General features: G+C 76.3%; 19 protein-coding genes, 1 tRNA gene, 1 pseudogene and 1 riboswitch. Of the genes and pseudogenes, 14 read left to right on the top strand and 7 right to left on the bottom strand.

From position 1 onward, the window contains the following. Positions 1–27: 27 nt before the first annotated feature. The 7 genes from GTQ99_RS08115 (at position 28) to GTQ99_RS08090 (ending at position 8,312) form a co-directional block, all read left to right on the top strand. Positions 28–1,263 carry an APC family permease gene (locus GTQ99_RS08115; RefSeq protein WP_166615237.1) on the top strand — a complete coding sequence of 412 codons (1,236 nt, stop codon included), beginning with the start codon at positions 28–30 and terminating at the stop codon, positions 1,261–1,263. Between the two features lie 128 nt (positions 1,264–1,391). Next, positions 1,392–1,502, top strand: a riboswitch (SAM riboswitch). A gap of 13 nt (positions 1,503–1,515) precedes the next feature. Beyond that, positions 1,516–1,602, top strand: a complete 87-nt coding sequence (locus GTQ99_RS27495) for a putative leader peptide (protein ID WP_420814526.1) — start codon at positions 1,516–1,518, stop codon at positions 1,600–1,602. 79 nt (positions 1,603–1,681) lie between these two features. Continuing rightward, entirely contained in the window at positions 1,682–3,316 is a 1,635-nt protein-coding gene (locus GTQ99_RS08110) for an ABC transporter substrate-binding protein (RefSeq protein ID WP_166615234.1), read from the top strand. Further along, positions 3,297–4,334, top strand: coding sequence for an ABC transporter permease (locus GTQ99_RS08105; protein WP_166615233.1), 1,038 nt, complete (start codon positions 3,297–3,299; stop codon positions 4,332–4,334). The genes GTQ99_RS08110 and GTQ99_RS08105 overlap by 20 nt, the downstream gene beginning before the upstream one ends. Then, entirely contained in the window at positions 4,331–5,191 is an 861-nt protein-coding gene (locus GTQ99_RS08100; RefSeq protein ID WP_166615232.1) for an ABC transporter permease subunit, read from the top strand. Before GTQ99_RS08105 ends, GTQ99_RS08100 begins: the two co-directional genes overlap by 4 nt. Then, positions 5,188–6,870 (top strand): dipeptide ABC transporter ATP-binding protein, encoded by a 1,683-nt coding sequence (locus GTQ99_RS08095; RefSeq protein ID WP_166615231.1) that lies wholly within the window; start codon positions 5,188–5,190, stop codon positions 6,868–6,870. The genes GTQ99_RS08100 and GTQ99_RS08095 overlap by 4 nt, the downstream gene beginning before the upstream one ends. Beyond that, positions 6,867–8,312: an NtaA/DmoA family FMN-dependent monooxygenase gene (locus GTQ99_RS08090; protein WP_338074808.1), complete on the top strand. Its 1,446-nt coding sequence runs from the start codon at positions 6,867–6,869 to the stop codon at positions 8,310–8,312. Before GTQ99_RS08095 ends, GTQ99_RS08090 begins: the two co-directional genes overlap by 4 nt. Here GTQ99_RS08090 and GTQ99_RS08085 read toward each other — a convergent pair. Next, on the bottom strand, positions 8,302–8,880 hold the full coding sequence (locus tag GTQ99_RS08085; RefSeq protein ID WP_166615230.1) for a TetR family transcriptional regulator: 579 nt from the start codon (positions 8,878–8,880) through the stop codon (positions 8,302–8,304). The genes GTQ99_RS08090 and GTQ99_RS08085 overlap by 11 nt on opposite strands. A gap of 107 nt (positions 8,881–8,987) precedes the next feature. Between GTQ99_RS08085 and GTQ99_RS08080 the strand changes: the two genes are divergently transcribed. Both GTQ99_RS08080 and GTQ99_RS08075 read left to right on the top strand, forming a co-directional pair. Then, positions 8,988–9,410, top strand: coding sequence for an Ohr family peroxiredoxin (locus GTQ99_RS08080; RefSeq protein ID WP_166615229.1), 423 nt, complete (start codon positions 8,988–8,990; stop codon positions 9,408–9,410). 10 nt (positions 9,411–9,420) lie between these two features. Beyond that, positions 9,421–9,846 carry a DoxX family protein gene (locus tag GTQ99_RS08075; RefSeq protein WP_166615228.1) on the top strand — a complete coding sequence of 142 codons (426 nt, stop codon included), beginning with the start codon at positions 9,421–9,423 and terminating at the stop codon, positions 9,844–9,846. Here the strand turns inward: GTQ99_RS08075 and GTQ99_RS08070 are convergent, their stop codons facing one another. Genes GTQ99_RS08070 through GTQ99_RS08055 form a run of 4 tightly spaced genes read right to left on the bottom strand, consistent with a single transcriptional unit; the run spans position 9,847 to position 12,684 of the window. Continuing rightward, positions 9,847–10,314, bottom strand: a complete 468-nt coding sequence (locus tag GTQ99_RS08070) for a hypothetical protein (RefSeq protein WP_166615227.1) — start codon at positions 10,312–10,314, stop codon at positions 9,847–9,849. A 37-nt stretch (positions 10,315–10,351) separates the two neighbouring features. After that, positions 10,352–10,918, bottom strand: coding sequence for a hypothetical protein (locus tag GTQ99_RS08065; protein WP_166615226.1), 567 nt, complete (start codon positions 10,916–10,918; stop codon positions 10,352–10,354). Positions 10,919–10,951: 33 nt separating this feature from the next. Next, positions 10,952–11,986, bottom strand: coding sequence for a nucleotidyl transferase AbiEii/AbiGii toxin family protein (locus GTQ99_RS08060; RefSeq protein WP_205707030.1), 1,035 nt, complete (start codon positions 11,984–11,986; stop codon positions 10,952–10,954). A 50-nt stretch (positions 11,987–12,036) separates the two neighbouring features. Beyond that, positions 12,037–12,684, bottom strand: coding sequence for a type IV toxin-antitoxin system AbiEi family antitoxin domain-containing protein (locus GTQ99_RS08055; protein WP_166615225.1), 648 nt, complete (start codon positions 12,682–12,684; stop codon positions 12,037–12,039). A 198-nt stretch (positions 12,685–12,882) separates the two neighbouring features. On the opposite strand from GTQ99_RS08055, the gene GTQ99_RS08050 reads away from it, so the two are divergent. Continuing rightward, positions 12,883–12,955 (top strand) — tRNA-Thr (locus GTQ99_RS08050). Between the two features lie 40 nt (positions 12,956–12,995). Here GTQ99_RS08050 and GTQ99_RS08045 read toward each other — a convergent pair. After that, positions 12,996–13,799 carry a formate/nitrite transporter family protein gene (locus GTQ99_RS08045; protein WP_166615224.1) on the bottom strand — a complete coding sequence of 268 codons (804 nt, stop codon included), beginning with the start codon at positions 13,797–13,799 and terminating at the stop codon, positions 12,996–12,998. 215 nt (positions 13,800–14,014) lie between these two features. On the opposite strand from GTQ99_RS08045, the gene GTQ99_RS08040 reads away from it, so the two are divergent. The 4 genes from GTQ99_RS08040 (at position 14,015) to GTQ99_RS08025 (ending at position 17,774) form a co-directional block, all read left to right on the top strand. Beyond that, positions 14,015–15,535: a mannitol dehydrogenase family protein gene (locus GTQ99_RS08040; RefSeq protein ID WP_166615223.1), complete on the top strand. Its 1,521-nt coding sequence runs from the start codon at positions 14,015–14,017 to the stop codon at positions 15,533–15,535. Next, positions 15,532–16,275: an HAD family hydrolase gene (locus GTQ99_RS08035; protein WP_166615222.1), complete on the top strand. Its 744-nt coding sequence runs from the start codon at positions 15,532–15,534 to the stop codon at positions 16,273–16,275. Before GTQ99_RS08040 ends, GTQ99_RS08035 begins: the two co-directional genes overlap by 4 nt. 93 nt (positions 16,276–16,368) lie before the next feature. Next, positions 16,369–16,659 (top strand): GNAT family N-acetyltransferase, encoded by a 291-nt coding sequence (locus GTQ99_RS08030; RefSeq protein ID WP_166615221.1) that lies wholly within the window; start codon positions 16,369–16,371, stop codon positions 16,657–16,659. A 26-nt stretch (positions 16,660–16,685) separates the two neighbouring features. Continuing rightward, positions 16,686–17,774 (top strand): substrate-binding domain-containing protein, encoded by a 1,089-nt coding sequence (locus GTQ99_RS08025; protein ID WP_166615220.1) that lies wholly within the window; start codon positions 16,686–16,688, stop codon positions 17,772–17,774. An 82-nt stretch (positions 17,775–17,856) separates the two neighbouring features. On the opposite strand, the pseudogene GTQ99_RS08020 reads toward GTQ99_RS08025, so the two are convergent. Continuing rightward, positions 17,857–18,514 (bottom strand): annotated as a pseudogene (locus tag GTQ99_RS08020) (hypothetical protein); the annotation flags it as partial.

Raw genomic sequence — 18,514 nt, 5'->3', positions numbered from 1 at the left:
GAACACCCCGGCCCCGAGCATGGCGCCCTGGCCCGCCGCCTCGGCGTCCGCGACGCGGTCGTCGTCGGGCTGGGCGCCATGCTCGGGGCCGGGGTGTTCTCCGCCTGGGCCCCGGCGGCCGCCGCCGCCGGCAGCGGGCTGCTGCTCGGGCTGGCCGTGGCCGCGGTCGTCGCCGCGTGCAATGCGACGTCCTCGGCCCGCCTGGCCGCGGTCCACCCCGAGTCCGGCGGCACCTACGCCTACGGCCGCCTGCGCCTGGGCGAGTTCTGGGGCTTCCTGGCCGGGTGGGCGTTCGTCGTCGGCAAGAGCGCGAGCTGCGCGGCGATGGCCCTGACGTTCGCCACCCAGGTGGCGCCCGAGCACGCCCGCCCGCTGGCCCTGGCGGCCGTGGCCGCGATCACCGCCCTGGACTCGCGCGGCGTGCAGAAGTCGGCCCGGGTGACCCGCCTGCTCGTCGTGGCCGTGCTGCTCACGCTGGCCGTCGTGGTGGTGGCCGCCCTGGGCGGCGGCACCGCGGACGCCGACCGGCTGCGCTGGGAGGGCGTGGACGCCGGCGGGGTGCTGAGCTCCGCGGGCCTGCTGTTCTTCGCCTTCGCCGGGTACGCGCGCATCGCCACCCTCGGCGAGGAGGTGCGCGACCCGGCCCGCACCATCCCGCGGGCGGTGCCGATCGCCCTCGCCGTCACCTTCGCCGTCTACGCCGCCGTGGGGGTGGCCGTCCTCGCCGCGCTGGGCCCGGACGCCCTGGCGGCGGGACCGGCGCCGCTGCGGCGCGCGGTGGAGGCGGGGTCGGCCGCCGGCTGGGCACCGCTCGTCGCGGTCGGCGGCGCCCTCGCCGCCCTCGGCTCCCTGCTGACCCTCCTGCTGGGCGTCTCGCGCACCACGTTCGCGATGGCCCGCCAGCGCGACCTGCCGCCGGTGCTGGCGGTGGTCCACCCGGTGCACGGGGTCCCGCACCGCGCGGCGCTGGCCGTGGGGGCGCTCGTCGCCGTGCTGGTCACCGCGGTCGACCTGCGCGACGCCATCGGGTTCTCCTCCTTCGGCGTCCTCGTCTACTACGCGATCGCCAACGCCAGCGCGTGGACGCTGACCCGCGAGCAGGGCCGCCCGCCGCGGTTCGTGCCCGCCCTCGGGCTGCTGGGCTGCGTGGTGCTGGCGCTGAGCCTGCCGGCCGGCCCGCTGGCCGGTGGCGCGGCGGTGCTGGGCGCCGGCGCGCTGGTGTGGTGGGTGCGCGCGCGGTACCGCGCGCGCCGGCGCGGCTGAGGTCCCCCGGGTTCCCGCCCGGGGTTCCAGCCCCGGGGTTCCAGCCGGAGGTTCCCGCGCGACGGTTCCACGCCGACGGTTCCACGGAGGGTTGACACCGCGCGAACGCGGCTCCTAGGTTCTTCCCAGGTCATGAGTGGCAGCGCGAAGCCCTGGCTCGCTGTCCGGCAACCCTCCTCCGTGGCGGGGTGCCCCAGGTGACGACCCGGCCGGACGGAACCGTTCGGCAAGTGCGGAGCCGAAGGGGCTGACGTGACGAGGAACTCCGGCACGGCTGCGCTCGTCGCGCGTCGCCACGTCGACCTGCTGCGCACCAGCAGCGCCGCCTGTTCGCGCTGACCCGCCCGCGCTCGACCCGGCTCCACCCCGCGCTCCTCCCCTCCCCCGCTCTCCCGGACCCACCAGGAGTTCCCGCCGCATGCCCGCACGCCCGCGCAGAACCCTCCTCGCCGCCGCAGCGGCCCTCGCCCTCGCCGGTTGCGCCGGCACCAGCGCCGCCGAGCAGCCGCCCCCCGGGGCGGGCCCGGTGACCGGCGGCACCATCGTCTACGGCCACCAGCAGGAACCCGCCTGCGTCTTCGGCGGCTGGATCGAGCAGGCGTACCTGTCGACGCAGGTGCTCGACGCGCTGACCTCCCTCGACGAGGACGGCCGGGTCGTGCCGTGGCTGGCGCGCTCCTGGGAGCAGTCCCCCGACGGCCTCAGCTGGACCTTCCACCTGCGCGAGGGCGTGCGGTTCACCGACGGCACCGCGCTGACCGCCGCCGTCGTGGCCCACAACATCGAGCACTGGGTGGAGGGCGGGAACTCGACCGCCAAGGTGTGGCTCGACGGCTACTACGACTCCGCCACGGCCGTCGACGACCTCACCCTGCGGATCCACCTCGGCAAGCCGTACCCGCGGCTGGCGGAGAACCTGGCCCAGGGGTACTCGGGGATCCAGTCCCAGCAGGCGCTGCAGACGCGCACGGCCGAGGAGAACTGCGAGGCGCCCATCGGTTCCGGGGCCTTCGTCGTCGACCACTGGGACCGCGGCGAGGAGATCGTGCTGCGGCGCAACGAGGACTACACCTCGCCGCCGGCCAACGCCCGGCACACCGGCCCCGCGTACGTGGAGCGGATCCGCTGGCGGTTCGTCCCCGACGGCACGACGCGCGTCGCCTCGCTGCGCGCCGGCGAGACCGACGCGATCTACGACGTGCCCGCCGTCGACTACGCCGACCTCGGCCGCGACGGGTACACCGAGCTGAAGCACGTCACCGCCGGGCGCCCGCAGCAGCTGTCGTTCAACACGCAGCGGGGCCCCTTCACCGACGAGCGGGTGCGCAAGGCGTTCGCGGCCGGCCTGGACCGCCGGGCCCTCGTGGAGACCATCGGCCGGGGCGTCATCCCCTACGAGGGCAACGGCGCGGTCAGCCGCAGCACCCCGGGGTACAGCCGGGAGGCGGCCGAGGCCCACTCCTTCGACCTCGACACCGCGAACCGCCTGCTCGACGAGGCCGGCTGGACCGGCCGCGACGAGGACGGCACCCGCACCCGCGGCGGCGAGCGGCTCTCGGTCCTCCTGCCGTACAACTCCGGCACGATCATCAACGCCGACGGCGCCTCGATCCTGCAGGGGGTGCAGCAGCAGGCGAAGGCCACCGGTTTCGACGTGCGGCTGGTGCCCGTGCCCCCGAGCGGGTTCTTCGCCGGCGAGTACAGCCGGCCCGACGAGCGGGACATCGCCGTCGGCTACTGGACCTCCGTCACCGCCGGGATCCTCTGGGTGAACTGGCGACCGGGCACGGAGGACTGGCCCAACGGCAACAACGCCGCCTTCTACGACGACCCGGCGCTGGGCGAGCTCATCGACCGGGCCAACCAGACCGCCGACCCGGCGGCGCAGGAGGCGCTCTACCGCCAGGCGCAGGAGCTCATCGCCGACCGCGCCCTGTCCATCGGCCTGTTCGACCGGCTGAGCACGCTGGCGGTCTCCCCGTCGCTGCAGGGCGTCTGGCAGGAGAACGCACAGGGAGGACCGGTGTTCTACGATGCCCGCTTCGTCCGCTGACGCCCCCGCGCAGGTCGACGCCCGCTTCAGCGCGGCGCCCCTGGAGGACCCCGGCGCGCGGCTGCGCCGCACCGCGCGGCGCGTCGTCTCCCGCCTGCTGGGCGCGCTGCTGGTGCTCTGGGGAGCGGCCACCGCGGCCTTCCTCGCGCAGGCCGTGCTGCCCGGCGACCGCGCCACCATCATCTTCAACATCCGCGCCGGGCAGCCCATCGAGCGCACCCCCGAGGAACTGGCGGCCATCAACGCCCAGTACGGGTTCCAGGACCCGGTCCTCACCCAGTACCTGCACCACCTGTCCGGCCTGGTGCGCGGCGACCTGGGCGAGTCCTACCAGCAGTTCCGCCCGGTCACCGACGTCATCGGCGAGCAGCTGGCCCCCACGCTGGTCCTCACGCTGACGGCGATCGCGCTGGCCTGGGCGGGGATGGTCGTGTGGGTGGTGCTCACCGCCGGCCGCGGCCGGCGCACCGCGGGCCTGGGGGCGGCCGTGGACACCGCGACCGCCGGCCTGCCGCACTACTGGCTCGGCATCGTCCTGCTGCTGGTCTTCGCGCTGCAGCTGCGCTGGTTCCCCGTCATCAGCGGGAACTCCCCCGCCGGCCTGCTGCTGCCCGCCCTGACGCTGGCCGTCCCGCTGGCGGGGTTCATGGGGCAGGCGACCCGCACGGAGTTCGAGCGGGCGCTGCAGCAGCCGTTCGTCCTGTCGGCGCGCACGCGCGGCGCCGGCGACCTGGCGATCCGGCTGCGGCACGTGCTGCGGCACGCCGCGCTGCCGGCGGTGACGCTGTCCGGCTGGGCGCTCGGCGCCACGATCTCCGGGGCCGTCGTCGTCGAGACGGTCTACACGCGCGCCGGCATCGGCCGGGTGCTCGTCACCGCGGTCAACAACCAGGACCTGCCGATCGTCACCGGCGTCGTCCTGCTCGTGGCGGCCCTCTACGTCGTCGCCAACCTCCTCGTCGACCTCGTGCACGGCCTCGTCGACCCCCGCACCGCGAAGGGAGGGCGGCCCTCGTGACCACCCTGCTGCTCGAACCCGCCCCCGAGGCGCGGGCCGTCCGCACCCGCCGCCCGCGGCCGTGGGGCGTCTGGCTGGCGGGCCTGGCGGCGCTGGGGTTCGGCGTGGCCGCCGCCGCCCCGGGCCTGCTGGACACCACCGACCCGCTGGCGCTGCACCTGGACCGGGCGCTGCAGGCCCCCGGGCCCGGGCACTGGTTCGGCACCGACGAGGCCGGGCGCGACCTGTTCAGCCGCGTCGTCCACGGCGCCCGGCCCTCGCTGGCCATCGGGGTCGGCGCCAGCCTGGTGAGCCTGTCGCTGGCGGTGGTGCTCGGCACCCTGGCCGCGCTCGGCGGGCGGGTCGTGGCACCCGTCGTCGACCGCGTCGTGGAGGTCCTCTTCAGCTTCCCGAGCCTGCTGCTGGCGCTGCTGCTCGTCGCGCTGCTCGGCCCGTCCGCGGCGACCGCGGCCGTCGCGGTCGGCGTCGGCACCGCTCCCGGCTACGCCCGGATGGTCCGCGCCCAGGTGCTGTCCGCGCGGGGCTCGGCCTACGTGGAGGCGGCGGTCGCCCTCGGGCACTCCCCCGGGCGCATCCTGCGCCGGCACGTGCTGCCCAACGCGCTGCGCCCGCTGGTGGCGGTCATGGCCCTCTCGATCGGGCAGTCGATCGTGTGGGCCTCCAGCCTGTCCTTCCTCGGCCTGGGCGTGGCGCCGCCGTCCTCGGAGTGGGGCGCGCTGCTGGAGGCCGGGCGCCCCTACGTCGCCCACGCCTGGTGGTTGACGGTCGTGCCGGGCCTCGTCGTGGTCGTCCTGGCGCTGGCCACCACCACCCTCGGCAAGCACCTGCAGGCAGTCCTCGAGAGGAGCGCGTCGTGAGCGCAGCGCAGCACGCGGGACCCACCGGCCGCAGCGGGGAGCCGGTGCTCAGCGTCCGCGGCCTGCACGTCGGCTTCGCGCGGCGCGAGGGCGTGCGGGACGTCGTGCACGACGTGTCGTTCGACCTGCACCCCGGCGAGTGCCTGGCGGTCGTCGGCGAGTCCGGCTCGGGCAAGAGCGTCACCGCGCGCACCCTCGTCGGCCTCACCGGCGACGGGGCGCTCGTGCGGGCCGAGCGGCTGCACTTCGACGGCGCGGACGTGCGCGGCCTGTCCGCGCGGGACTGGCGGCGCACCCGCGGGCGGCGCATCGGCTTCGTCCTGCAGGACGCGCTGGTCTCGCTGGACCCGCTGCGCCCCGTCGGCGCGGAGGTCGAGGAGGCGCTGCGGCTGCACGGCTGGCGCGAACGCCGCGCCCGCCGGGCGAAGGTGCTGGAGCTGCTGACGGCGGTGGGCGTGCCCTCGGCGCGGGCGCGCGCCCGCCAGCGCCCCGACGAGCTGTCCGGCGGGCTGCGCCAGCGCGCCCTCATCGCCTCGGCGATCGCCCTGGACCCCGAGGTCGTGGTCGCCGACGAGCCGACGACGGCGCTGGACGTCACGGTGCAGGCGCAGGTCCTCGACCTGCTGGCCGAGCAGAAGCGCCGCGGGGTGGCCATCGTCCTCATCAGCCACGACCTGTCGGTCGTCGCGCGGCTGGCCGACCGCGTGCTGGTGATGTCCGGCGGCCGGGTCGTGGAGAGCGGCCCGACCCGGGAGGTCCTCACCGCCCCGCGCCACGAGTACACCCGCGCCCTCATCGCCGCCGTCCCCGGCGAGCACACCCGCGGGGAGCGGCTGAGCCCGGCGCCGGCGGCGGTGCTGCCGCGACCGCGCGCCGAGCGCCCCGGCGGCACCGTCCTGGAGGCCAGCGGCCTGGTGAAGCGCTACGCCACCGCGGAGGGCAGCCACACCGCGGTCTCCGGGGTCTCCTTCAGCCTGCGGGCCGGCCGCACCCTGGGCATCGTCGGCGAGTCCGGTTCGGGCAAGTCGACGACCGCCCGGCTGGCGCTGGCGCTCACCGCCCCCGACGAGGGGGTGGTGAACCTGCTCGGCAGGCCGTGGTCGCAGGTGCCGGAGGCGCAGCGCCGGGAGCGCCGCAAGGAGGTGTCCGTCGTCCAGCAGGACCCGCTGAGCTCCTTCGACCCGCGCTGGACGGTGGAGCGGGTGCTGCTCGACGCGCTGCCGCCGCGGCGCTCCCGCACCGCCGGCGAGCGGCGGGCCCGCCTGCGCGAGCTGCTCGCCCAGGTCGGCCTCGACGAGGACGTGCTCGCGCGCTTCCCGCTGACCCTGTCGGGCGGGCAGCGCCAGCGGGTCTCCATCGCCCGCGCGCTGGCCCCCGAGCCGTCCGTGGTCGTGCTCGACGAGGCGGTCTCCGCGCTCGACGTGTCGGTGCAGGCGCAGGTGCTGGACCTGCTCGCCGACCTGCAGCGGGCGCTGGGGCTGAGCTACCTGTTCATCTCCCACGACCTCGGCGTCGTCTACCACGTCAGCGACGACGTCCTCGTCATGAAGGACGGCGAGGTCGTCGAGCGCGGCAGCGCCGAGGACGTCTTCGAGCGCCCGCAGCACCCCTACACCCGTGAGCTCGTGAGCGCCCTGCCCCGCCTGGCCGGGCAGCGCGCCGAGGAGGAGGCCCGGTGAGCACGCCCCTGCACTTCAACGCGTTCGTCATGAACACCACCTCGCACATCCAGCACGGGCAGTGGCGGCGGCCGGACGCGCAGCAGACCGCCTTCAACGACGTCCGCACCTGGATCGAGCTGGCGCAGCTGCTGGAGGCGGCGAAGTTCGACGCCATGTTCTTCGCCGACGTCAGCGGCCTGTACGGCGACGCGGACGCCGACTACGACGTCTACCTGCGCGAGGGGCTGCAGATCCCCAGCAACGACCCGACGGTGCTGCTGTCGGCGCTCGCGGTGCACACCGAGCACCTGGGCCTGGCCACGACCTCCAACGTCGTGCAGGCCCACCCGTTCACCTTCGCCCGGCAGATGTCCACGCTCGACCACGTCTCCGGCGGGCGGATCGCCTGGAACGTCGTCACCGGCATGCAGGAGAACGGGGCGCGCAACTTCGGGCTGCCCCGGCTCACCGACCACGCCGAGCGCTACCGGTGGGCGGAGGAGTACGTCGACGTGACGTACAAGCTGTGGGAGGGCTCCTGGGACGAGGACGCGCTGCTGCAGGACCGCGAGCGCGGCGTGCACGCCGACCCCGGCGGGGTCCACAAGATCCACCACCGCGGCGAGCGGTACGCCGTGGAGGGCCCGCACCTGCCCTCGCCCTCGCCGCAGCGCACGCCCCTGCTCTTCCAGGCCGGCTCCTCGGCCTCCGGGCGCGCCTTCGCGGCCCGGCACGCGGAGGCGGTGTTCATCGCCTCCCCCTCGCCGGCGCTGGCCGCCCAGCAGATCGCGCAGACCCGCGCGCTGGCGCAGCAGGCCGGCCGCGAGCCCGGGGACCTGAAGTTCTTCCAGGGGCTCAGCTTCGTGGTCGGCGCGACCGAGGAGGAGGCACGGGCCAAGGCCGCCGAGCACGACCGCTGGGTCAGCGTCGACGGCTACCTCGCGCACTCGGCCGTCCTGGACCGCACCGGGCGCGCCTACCCGCCGCAGACCCCGCTGTCGCAGGTCGACACGAACGGCGCGAGGGGTTTCGCCGAGTGGCTCTCGCGGCACATCACCGACCGCGAACCCGTCGTGGCCGACCTGGCCGCCCAGCGGGCGACGAGCCAGCGGGTCGTCGGCACCCCCGAGCAGATCGCCGACCAGCTGGAGGTGTGGCGGGCCGCGGGCGTCGACGGCGTCAACGTCGTCAACTGGGTGATCCCCGGCTCCTTCGCCGAGTTCGCCGACCAGGTGCTGCCCGAGCTGCGCCGGCGCGGGCTGGCGCAGGCGGAGTACCGCGAGGGACCGCTGCGGCAGAAGCTGTTCGGCAGCCCGCGCCTGAACGAGCGGCACCCTGCCGCGCGCTACCGCGGCGCCTTCGGGCCCCGGGCGCGGCGCACCGCCGGACCCGGCGCCGAACGCACCGCCGGACCCACCACCGAACCCACCGCGGGCGTCGGCACGGGCGTCAGCGGCTGAGCGCCCCGGCGAGCAGGTCCTCGACGGCGGCCTCCAGCACGGCCTGCGCGGCCGCCGGGTCGTCGAGGTAGCCGGCGACCATGGCCCCGTCCCGCAGCGCCGTCCAGCGCCGGGCGGCGCCCGGCGGGTCGGGGTGGCCGGCGGCGCGCAGCGCCCGCTCGACCGTGGACCCCAGCCAGCGGCGGTGCTCGCGCACGACCCGGCGCACGGGGCTGGCGGGGTCGGGGTGCTCGGCGGCGGCGTTGATGAAGGGGCAGCCGCGGAAGCCGGGGCCGCACAGCTGCTCGCCGACGGCGCCGGTGAGCCGGCGCAGGAAGGCCGCCGCCCCGCCCGGTGCGGCGGGCGGCTCGCCGACCCGCGCGCGCACCCCGCGGTCGACGTCCTCCAGGTAGGCGACGACGAGGTCCTCCTTGCCGGGGAAGTGCCGGTAGAAGGTCGCCCGGGTGACCGAGGCCTCCTCGACGACCCGGTCCACCCCCACCGAGCGCAGACCCTCGGCGTAGAAGAGCGCGGACGCGGTGCGCAGCAGCCGTTCCCGGGCCGGGGTGGAGCGCACGTCGGTCGTCACCGCTCCACGGTAACCGCGCCCGCGCCCGGCCCGCTCCGCTTGACCGGACCGGCCGGAGGGTGTGCACTCTCGGGCAGAACGAACGTTCTACCTACTGGGAGGCCCCCGTGCCCGTCGTCTACACCGCCGTCGCCACCGCCACCGGGGAGGGCCGCAGCGGGCACACCCGCTCCTCCGACGGCCTCGTCGACCTCGACCTCGCCGTGCCGGAGGAGATGGGCGGCCCCGGCGGCGGCGCGAACCCCGAGCAGCTGTTCGCCGCCGGCTACGCCGCCTGCTTCCACAGCGCCCTCAAGGCCGTGGCGCGCGAGCGCAGGACGTCCTTCAGCGACTCCGCCGTCACCGCCGAGGTCGGCATCGGCCCGGACGAGACCGGCGGCTTCGGCCTGGAGGTCACCCTGCACGTCGAGCTGGGCGGCATCGAGCAGGCCGCCGCGGAGCAGCTCGTCGAGGCCGCCCACCGGGTGTGCCCCTACTCCAACGCCACCCGCGGCAACGTGCCCGTCACCCTCGAGACCGTCACCGCCTGATGGCGGCCTGATGGACGCCCGCGGGGCGGCCCGCGCGCTCGCGCAGGCCGCCCTCGGCGTGGCGCTGCTGACCGCCGGCACCGGCCACCTGAGCACCCTGCGCCGGGAGTTCCAGGCCCAGGTGCCGCCCTGGGTGCCGCTGGAGCCGGACCTCGTCGTCGTGGCCTCCGGCGTCGTGGAGCTCGTCCTCGGCGGGGCGCTGCTGCTGGCGTGGCGGCGACCGGCCCGCCCGCTCGCCGGCGCCGTCGCGGCCGTCTTCTTCGTGGCGGTCTTCCCCGGCAACGTCTCGCAGCTGCTGACCCGCACCGACGCCTTCGGCCTCGACAGCGACACCGCGCGCGCCGTGCGGCTGCTCTTCCAGCCCGTGCTCGTGGTGTGGGCGCTGTGGTCGACGGGCGCCTGGCGCGCGCTGCGCGAGCGCCGGCGGCGGCGCTGATCAGCCCTGCGGCAGCACCGGCACCATCTGCGAGAGGTTCCGGTCCCACACGCGCGGGCGGCGCTCGGCGTGCTGCGCGGCCAGCTCCTCGCGCACCTGCGCGGAGGTGCGCCCCGGCTCCGCGAGCCGGTACCCGCCGGTCTCCTCGAAGCGGTCCTCGGCGAAGCAGTAGGCGACCTGGTCCAGGGAGTTCAGCATGCGGAACGTGACGAGCTCCTCGACCAGCACGTCCCCGGGCCGCTGCGCGGCGGGGTGCAGGGCGCGGGCCGCGGCCAGGAACTCCTCGCCGCGGGCGGGGTCGGGGAAGGTGTAGTGGTCCGGCCCGCCGGCGTCGTCGCCGCCGACCAGGCCGATGCTCTGGCCGTGGCGCAGCAGCTCGCAGGACCAGCGGACCCCGTCGTCGGTGTCCTGCTCCTGGTAGCCGGTGACGCTGTAGCGCTGGTGGGGGTGGCTGACGGGGAGGGGCACGCGGCACGGTACCGCCGACGGCCGCGCCCGGACCCGCCTAGGGCTGGTGCGGCGGCGTCCCCGCGGCGGCGTCCCCGCTGATCGCGGCGACGTCGGGCCCGCGCGGGACGGCGTGGCCGCTCAGGGCCAGCAGGAACTCCGCCGCGGCCCGGTCGTCCTCGGGCACCCCGGCCAGCGCCGCGGTGACCATGTGGTCGCGCAGGTCGCTCTGCAGGTGCGCGGCGATCTCCTGCGCCAGCGTGGTGGCCGAGTCCGCCGGGCCGAGGACCGTCGCCGACAGCAGGTGGGTGCGGCGCACGTACGCCGACCAGTGCTCCCAGCCGTAGACGTCCTCGGTCAGCGCCCGGCCCGGGCGCGCCCTCGTCGGGTTCGCCATCGTCGGCAGGCTCGTCGCCCACCACCGCCGCCCGGCGAAGAAGACGACGACCTGCTCGCGCATCGCCTCCACGACGAACGCGCGCTCGCCGGGCTCCACGAGCGCACGCAGCAGCGCCACCGGGTCGCGCTCGGCGCGCAGCCGCTCGTCGTCCAGGCGGCCGACGCGCTCCCCCAGCCAGGTCGCCGCACCGCGCGCCCCCGCCAGCCCGCCGCCGCTCGCACCCACCCGGACACGGTAGGCGCCGCGCGGCACCGGCGCTCAGGCGTGGTCCACCACCTGGCGCCACATCACCCGCACCTCGCGGGCGGCGTCGGCGGCGCTGGTGCGGATGCGCCCCTGGTGGGCCAGCGCGGCTTCCCACGTGCTCTCGTCGGGCGGTGGGGTGAAGTCGGGTGCCGAGTGCCCGATCGGCCCGTGGCGCGCGAACAGCGCCGCTGCTCGTGCGTCGAAGCAGCCGCTGACGCCCAACGCCCACAGGTCGTACAGGTCTCGAGGAGCGCGCCGGTCGTGCCAGGCGCTCAGCTTGCTGGCGACGAAGGCCGGGGTGCTCAGCGTGCACAGGGACGCGGGCGGAGCGTCGGAGTAGCGCTGGTGCAACGACCGCACCTGCCGGGGCCAGGGCGGGTAGGCATCGCCCGGCAGCAGTTGGAAGCGCACCTGGACGTCCCCGAGGAGCGCCACGGCCACCTCGGTGTCGGCGACCTCGCTGAGGCCGGGGCCGGCCCACCTCACGTCGCCGAGCGTGCGCCGCAGCCGGCGCCTCAGGACCTGCTCGATGGCGGCGGCCACCACCCGGCGAGGAGCGTGGGTGAGCAGGTCGACGTCCTCGCTCAGGCGCAGCGTCGGCAGGACCGTGCGCGCCAGCGCGGTGCCGCCGATGAACACCAGGTCCCCGTCGCGGCTCGCCGCCCCGTCCACAGCGGCCAGGGCGGCGAGGACGTGGCTGATGGCGTGGTCGCGCAGCACCTGCGTGTGCGCCACGCCGAAGCGCTCCGCCACCGCGGCCGCTTCGAGCGGCTGCAGGGACCGCGGGCGCGGTGCCAGCCCTCTGCGCCGAGCCTCCTCGCGCTCGGCCCGAGCGGTCTCCTCGCGGAAGTCCCCCCGCAGCAGCGCCGCCCTCAGGCGTGCTGCTGCAGCGTCTTGACCGGCCAGGCTCGCTTCCCGCTGTTCGCGCACCAGGTGCTCGCGGCCCGCCGAGGTGCCGGCGTAGGCGCTGGCCACCTCGAGCCACCCGTCGTCCATCCAGTCGTGGTGCTCCCACGTCACGTCCGTCCACCAGGCACCCTCGGGCACGGCCTGCTCGTAGCGCCACCGGAGGCCGGCGACGTCATCACCCGGAACGGTCACCGGCGCCCACCGGCGTGAGCACCCTGCTGCACCTGCCGCGCACGGCGCAACGCGGAGCGTCCACGCTGCCGGCCGGCCAGCTCCTCCAACAGGTCCTCGTCGCAGCGCGGCCACAGCCCGCGCACCGCCTCCCACGCCTCACCGGGCAGGCGCAGCAGGTCCGGACGGCGGGCCAGGTCCAGGAGCGTCTGCTCCGGGCCGGTGACCAGGGCGGAGCCGAGATCGGTGCCGACGAGCTGAGCGTCGAGCGCATCGGTGTCCCGCTCGACGAACACCACCTGCGCACCGTCGCGGTCCTCCAGGGTCAGCACGGGGTGCTGGTCGGGTACGGCGACGACCGCGCGGGCCAGGGCGCGCGGGGTCGTCCCGTGCAGGCGAGCGGCGCTGAGGTGCATCAGCACCGGTACGCGCTCGCCGTACAGGGCGGTGGCCACCCCGGCGGCCAGCGCCTCCAGGCTGGGCCGCCACGAGGCGGTGACGCCCTCGGGCACGGCGTAGTGCAGTCCGCGGGCGGCCCTGCGCACCCGGCCCTGCTCACGCAGGCGGTGCAGCTGGACGGCGGGCTGGGTGTAGCGGCCGGCGAGGGCCCGGGTCCTGAAGGTCCGCAGGGGCGCGCGAGCGATCTCCTCCGGCAGGGCGGCCATCCGCTCCTCCTCGCACCCGACAGCATCAGCATCGACGAGCTTAGCGCTTTCGATAAGCAGTTCAGTAGCAACGGTTCACACCGCGGCCCTCGTGCTCTCGGTCCTGCCGACACCGCCACCTCGTCGGCCGCGGAGCTGCAGCCCACGACGTCACCCTGGGCACGGGCCTCGTTGTGGCAGACTCGGCGCGCAGGACGCGCCCCAGTAGCTCAGAGGCCAGAGCGCCCGCCTTGTAAGCGGATGGTCGCCGGTTCGACTCCGGCCTGGGGCTCCGGAACCACGACCACCACCACCCCCGGCTCCCGGCGCGCTCAGCCCTCGGCGCGCGCCTGCGCGACCCGGTGCGGCACCCGCAGCAGGCGGATCGCGGTGACGAGCACCAGGCCGCCCACCAGGTTGCCCAGGGCCGACCACCCCAGCCGCGGCAGCCAGTCGCCGTAGCCGACGTCGGCGCCCGCGTGGATCGCCGCGAACACCAGCAGCGAGTCCAGCACGGAGTGGAACAGCTGCCCGCCCGCGAGCAGGGCGCCGAAGAGGACCGCCGGCACGATGCGCACGCCGGTGCTGTCCGTGCCGTGCTGCATGCGGGTCATGAGGGTGATGACGACACCGGCCACGACGGCCAGGCAGAACGACTGCAGCCCGACGGGGATCGTCGCGTACGTCGTGCCGGCCTCGACCGCGGTCGCGCGCAGGCGCGGCAGGCCCTGCACCACCAGCCAGGTGAGGACCCACCCGCCGGCCAGGTTGGCGACCAGGGTGACCGCCCACAACCGCAGCAGCGCACCCACGGTGCCCTCGCGGGCGACGACGGCCGCCACGGGGACGAGGAAGTTCTCGGTGAACAGCTCGCTGCGCGCCAGCAGCAGGGCCACGAAGCCCACCGAGAAGGCCAGGCCCGCCAGCAGGTGGTCCCCGGTCTCCGCCATCACCACGAGGTAGGCCAGGACGCCGGTGGCGATGTCGATGCCGCCCAGCAGGCCGGTGCACAGCAGCGGCAGGAAGGGCCGGGTCAGCCGCTCCCGCCCCTCCCCCACGAGCCGGTCGAAGGCGTGCTCCACCTCCGGCTCGGGGTGCTCCGGAGCGTCGGCGGACAGGGCGGGTCGATCGCTCACGGGAGCTCCTGGGTCGGGCGGGGGGCGGCGGCTTCCGCCTGCTTCCACCCGCCCCCGTACCCGCCCGGGGACGGGCCACGCGGGAGCCGCCGGTTGGACCCCGTCGCCGCGGGGTACGAGCACTCCGCGAGGCTCCAACCGGCGGGCCCGGCGAAGGCTCCAACCGGCGGGCCGTCCACGCACCCGCCGTCGGCGGGCACGGCTGAGGAGAACCGTTGGCCGACACCACCACCGTCCGGACGACCCCGCTGCGCGAGGACGCGCTGCACGAGCTGCCCCCGGACGTGTCCGTCCCCGACTACGACCGCAGCGCCCTGGTGCCCTCCGTGGTGCACATCGGCGTCGGCGGCTTCCACCGCGCCCACCAGGCCGTCTACCTCGACGAGCTGGCCCGCCGCGGCCACCGCGACTGGGGCCTGGTCGGGGTCGGGCTGCACAGCCCGCAGATGGGCGAGGTGCTCGCCGAGCAGGACCGGCTGTGGACGGTCGTCGAGCGCGACGGCGACGGCTCCGAGCGCGCCCGCGTCGTCGGCGTCATGACGCGCTACCTGCTGGCGGCGCGGGAGCCGGAGGCCGTGCTCGACGTCCTCGCCGACGAGCGCACCCGGCTGGTCACCCTGACGATCACGGGCACCAGCTACCGCATCGACCCCCACACCGGGGAGTTCGACGCCGACGACGACGGCGTGCGCGCCGACCTGGAGCACCCGCAGCAGCCGGCGACGGTGTTCGGCTACCTCGCCGAGGCGCTGGCCCGCCGGCGCGCCGCCGGCACCGGCCCGTTCACGGTGCTCTCCTGCGACAACATGCAGCACAACGGCTCCGCCGCGCGGACGGCGCTGGTCTCCTTCGCCCGGCTGCGCGACGAGCGCACCGGCGAGGACCTGGCCGGCTGGATCGGGCAGCGCGTGAGCTTCCCCAGCTCCATGGTCGACCGCATCACCCCGGGGACCACGCCGGAGGTGCGCGACGCCGTCGCCGCCTCGACCGGCGTCGACGACCGCTGGCCCGTCATCACCGAGCCCTTCTCCCAGTGGGTCGTCGAGGACGACTTCTGCGACGGCCGCCCGCCGCTGGAGGAGGTCGGCGTCCAGCTGACCGACGACGTCACCCCCTACGAGACGATGAAGACGCGGGTGCTCAACGCCAGCCACTGCGCCCTGGGCTACCTGGGCTACCTGGCGGGGTACCGGACCATCGACGAGGTGGTGGCCGACGACGTCTTCCGCGCCTACCTGGAGCACCTCGTGGGCGAGGAGGTCGTCCCGCTGCTGCCGCCGGTGCCGGGGGTCGACCTGGAGGAGTACCAGCGCACGCTGGTGCGGCGGCTGAGCAACCCCGCGATGGGCGACCAGCTGCTGCGCCTGTGCCGGCGCGGTTCCACGAAGATGCCGAACTACGTCTTCCCCTCGCTGCGCGCCGCGCTGGCGCAGGGGCGCCCGCACCAGCTGCTCGTGCTCGCGACGGCCGGCTGGATGCGCTTCGTGCGCGGCTACGACTACGCCGGGGAGCAGATCCCCGTCGAGGGCCCGCTGGCGGACGAGCTCGTGGAGCTGGCCCGGCGGGGCGAGGTGGACCCGGCCGCGCTGCTCAGCGAGCGCAGCGTCTTCGGGGAGCTCTCACAGGACGAGCACTTCGCCGCCTCGGTCGAGGTGGCGCTGCGCGCCCTGGAGGAGCAGGGTCCGCGAGAGGTGATCGAGCTGTACCTGGCACTGGACGAGAAGGGCGCCGCATGACGAACCGCTCCACCGAGCTCGACCCCGCGGGGGTCACGACCCTGCTGGTCGACGCCGACGGGACCCTCTTCCCCTCGGAGGAACCGGCCTACGCCGCCTCGGCGGACGTCACCAACCGGTTCCTGGCCGAGCTGGGGGCGGAACGGCCCTACAGCCCCACCGAGCTGCAGGCGATGACCAACGGCAAGAACTTCCGCGCCGCCGCCCAGGAGCTGGCCCGCGGGTACGGGCGCGAGCTGGAGCGCGGGGACCTGGACCGCTGGGTGCTGCAGGAGAAGGACGTCGTCACCGCGCACCTGCGCACCGTCCTGCGCCCGGACCCGGCGGTGCGCGGACCGCTGGCGCGGCTGGCGGCCCGCTACGGCCTGGCGGCCGTCACCTCCAGCGCCTCCTCGCGGCTGGACGCCTGCCTGGCGGTGACGGGGCTGGAGGACCTGTTCGAGCCCCGGCACCGCTTCAGCGCCGAGGACTCCCTGCCCGAGCCCACGAGCAAGCCCGACCCGGCCGTCTACGCGCTCGCGGGCGAGCGCCTCGGCGTCACCCCCGACGAGGCGGTGGCCGTGGAGGACTCCCTCAACGGGGCGCTGTCGGCCGTGGCCGCCGGTTTCCGCACCGTCGGCACCGTGCAGTTCGTGCCGCCCGCCGAGCGCGAGGCCCGCACGGCCGGGCTGCGCGAGGCCGGCTGCGTGGCCGTCGTCTCCTCCTGGGAGCAGGCGCGCGAGCTGCTGCTGCCCGGCTGAGCCGCCGCGGGCCGGCGGGAAGGCCGCCGCGCCAGCGCGGGTTGGCACGACGGGACGCGCGAGGGCGCGGCCGACGGGCGGAGGGAGCCGGACGTGGCAGCGGTGGACGACCTCGTCGTCACGCACGACGAGCAGGCGCACCGGTGGGAGGGCCGCCTCGCGGGGCGGGTCGTCGCGCTGGTCGACTACGTCCCGCAGGACGGGGCGGTCGCGCTGGTGCACACCGAGGTGGTGCCCGAGCACGAGCACCAGGGGCTGGCGACCCGGGTCGTCGAGGCCGCCCTCGCCGACGCGCGGGCGCGCGGGCTGGGGGTCGTCCCCGCGTGCTCGTTCGTGCGCCTGCACCTGCGGCGGCACGCCGGGGAGCACGCCGGCGGCGCCTGAGCGCGCCGGGACGGCAGGATGTCGCCGTGGCCGACCCCGTCCCCCCGCGCCGACGCCCCCGCCGCAGCGCCGGCGGGCCGGTGACCCTGGACGACGTCGCCCGCGAGGCGGGGGTCTCGCTGGCCACCGCCTCCCGGGTGCTCAACGGCAGCACCCGGGTCGTCGGCGAGGCGCTGCGCGAGCGGGTGACGGCCGCCGCCGAGCGGCTGGACTACAGCGCCAACGCGCAGGCGCAGGCGATGGCGCGGGGACGCTCGAACGTCGTCGGCCTCGTCGTGCACGACATCGCCGACCCGTACTTCTCCACGATCGCGGCGGGCGTCATGGCGCGCGCCGCGGACTCCGACGTCATCGTCACCCTCGCCGTCACCGGCGGGGACCCCTGGCGCGAGGTGCAGCACGTGGCCGCCCTGCGCCGCCAGCGGGTGCGGGCGGTGCTGCTGGCCGGTTCGCGCTGGCAGGACGGGGCCTCGACGAGCGCGCTGCGCGAGGAGCTGGACGCCTTCCGCTCCGGCGGCGGGCGGGTGGCCGCGGTGACGCAGGACGTGCTGGGCGTCGACACCGTCCTGCTCGACAACCGCGGCGCGGCCGGGCGGCTCGCCGAGGCGCTCGTCGACGCCGGCTACCGGGAGTTCTGGCTGCTGCCCGGCCCGCAGGAGCTGTCGACGGCGGCCGAGCGCACGGCGGGCTTCCGCGCCGGCCTGCAGGCCCGCGGCCTGCTCCCGCAGGCCGTGCTGGAGAGCCCCTTCACCCGCGACGGCGCCTACGCCGCCCTCGCGCGGGCGCTGCGCGGGGGCCCGCCGCCGCGCACGGGTGGCCGCCGGCCGGTGGTGCTGGCCGCCAACGACGTCATGGCCGTGGGGGCGATGGCCGCCGCGCGCGACGCGGGGCTGCGGGTGCCCGAGGACCTCGCCGTCGCCGGCTTCGACGACATCCCCACGCTGCGCGACATCGCCCCGGCGCTGACGACGGTGCGCCTGCCGCTGGCCGAGATCGGCGCCGCGGCGTTCGACCTCGTCGAGTCCGCCGAGGACGGGCGGCTGCGCCACCGGCACGTCGACAGCGAGGTGCTGCTGCGCGCCAGCACCCCCGCGCAGCGACCCGCGGCCGGCTGAGGGGCCGCACCCCTCCGCGGGAGCGCTCAGCCGGGCCGGGTCAGCCGAGCCGGGTCAGCCGAGCCGGGTCAGCCGAGCCGGGTCAGCCGAGCCGGGTCAGCGGCGAGGAGGTCAGCGGGCGCCAGTCGGGCTGCCCGCCGCCGAGCACGACGAGCAGCGCGGCGAACGCGACGAGCAGCAGCACGCCGATCGCGACGCCCGTCGCGCGCTCGCCGCGCAGCACGCTGCGCACCGCGGTGCGGGTGCCGCGCTGCAGCGAGCGGCTGCCGGGCCCGTTCCACGCGACGAGGACGCCGGCCAGCCCGCCGAGCGCCAGGCTCAGCGGGGCCCCGTAGGCCAGGCCCGCACCGCCGAACGTGCCGAGGATGAAGACGACGCTGATGCCCACCAGCAGCGGGACCACGGCCGCGAAGGCCGTCGACACCGCGGCGCGCACGGCGTGCCAGGGGGTCGCCGCACCGACGGCCAGCGCGTCGCTGGCGCGCGGACCCGCCTCCCAGCGGCGGCGGAAGAGCCCCGCGGCCGCCCGGTCGACGGTGCGCGCCACGGCCGCCGCGACCAGGCTCAGCACGACGCCCGCCGCGGGCGCGACGGCGAAGACGCCGACGAGCGCGAGCAGGCCCGCGAGCAGCGTCCACGTGCGCTGCGGCCGCGCCGGCTCGCCCGGGGGCACCTCCCGCTCGCGGGGGGTGGTCCCGCGGCGCGCCGGCGCCTGCTCGCCGGGGCGCGCGAGCGGGAGG

It is taken from the genome of Kineococcus vitellinus (assembly GCF_009906315.1).
GTDB classification, from domain to species: domain Bacteria; phylum Actinomycetota; class Actinomycetes; order Actinomycetales; family Kineococcaceae; genus Kineococcus; species Kineococcus vitellinus.
Note: the sequence above shows the minus strand (reverse complement) of the source record. Positions and strands in the feature narration are given on the sequence as shown.

Excerpts from the sequence above, each read along its gene's own strand:
- GTQ99_RS08110 (WP_166615234.1), top strand. The coding sequence starts at position 1,682 with ATGCCCGCACGCCCGCGCAGAACCCTCCTCGCCGCCGCAGCGGCCCTC.
- GTQ99_RS08105 (WP_166615233.1), top strand. The coding sequence starts at position 3,297 with ATGCCCGCTTCGTCCGCTGACGCCCCCGCGCAGGTCGACGCCCGCTTC.
- GTQ99_RS08075 (WP_166615228.1), top strand. The coding sequence starts at position 9,421 with ATGGACGCCCGCGGGGCGGCCCGCGCGCTCGCGCAGGCCGCCCTCGGC.
- GTQ99_RS08055 (WP_166615225.1), bottom strand. The coding sequence starts at position 12,684 with ATGGCCGCCCTGCCGGAGGAGATCGCTCGCGCGCCCCTGCGGACCTTC.
- GTQ99_RS08035 (WP_166615222.1), top strand. The coding sequence starts at position 15,532 with ATGACGAACCGCTCCACCGAGCTCGACCCCGCGGGGGTCACGACCCTG.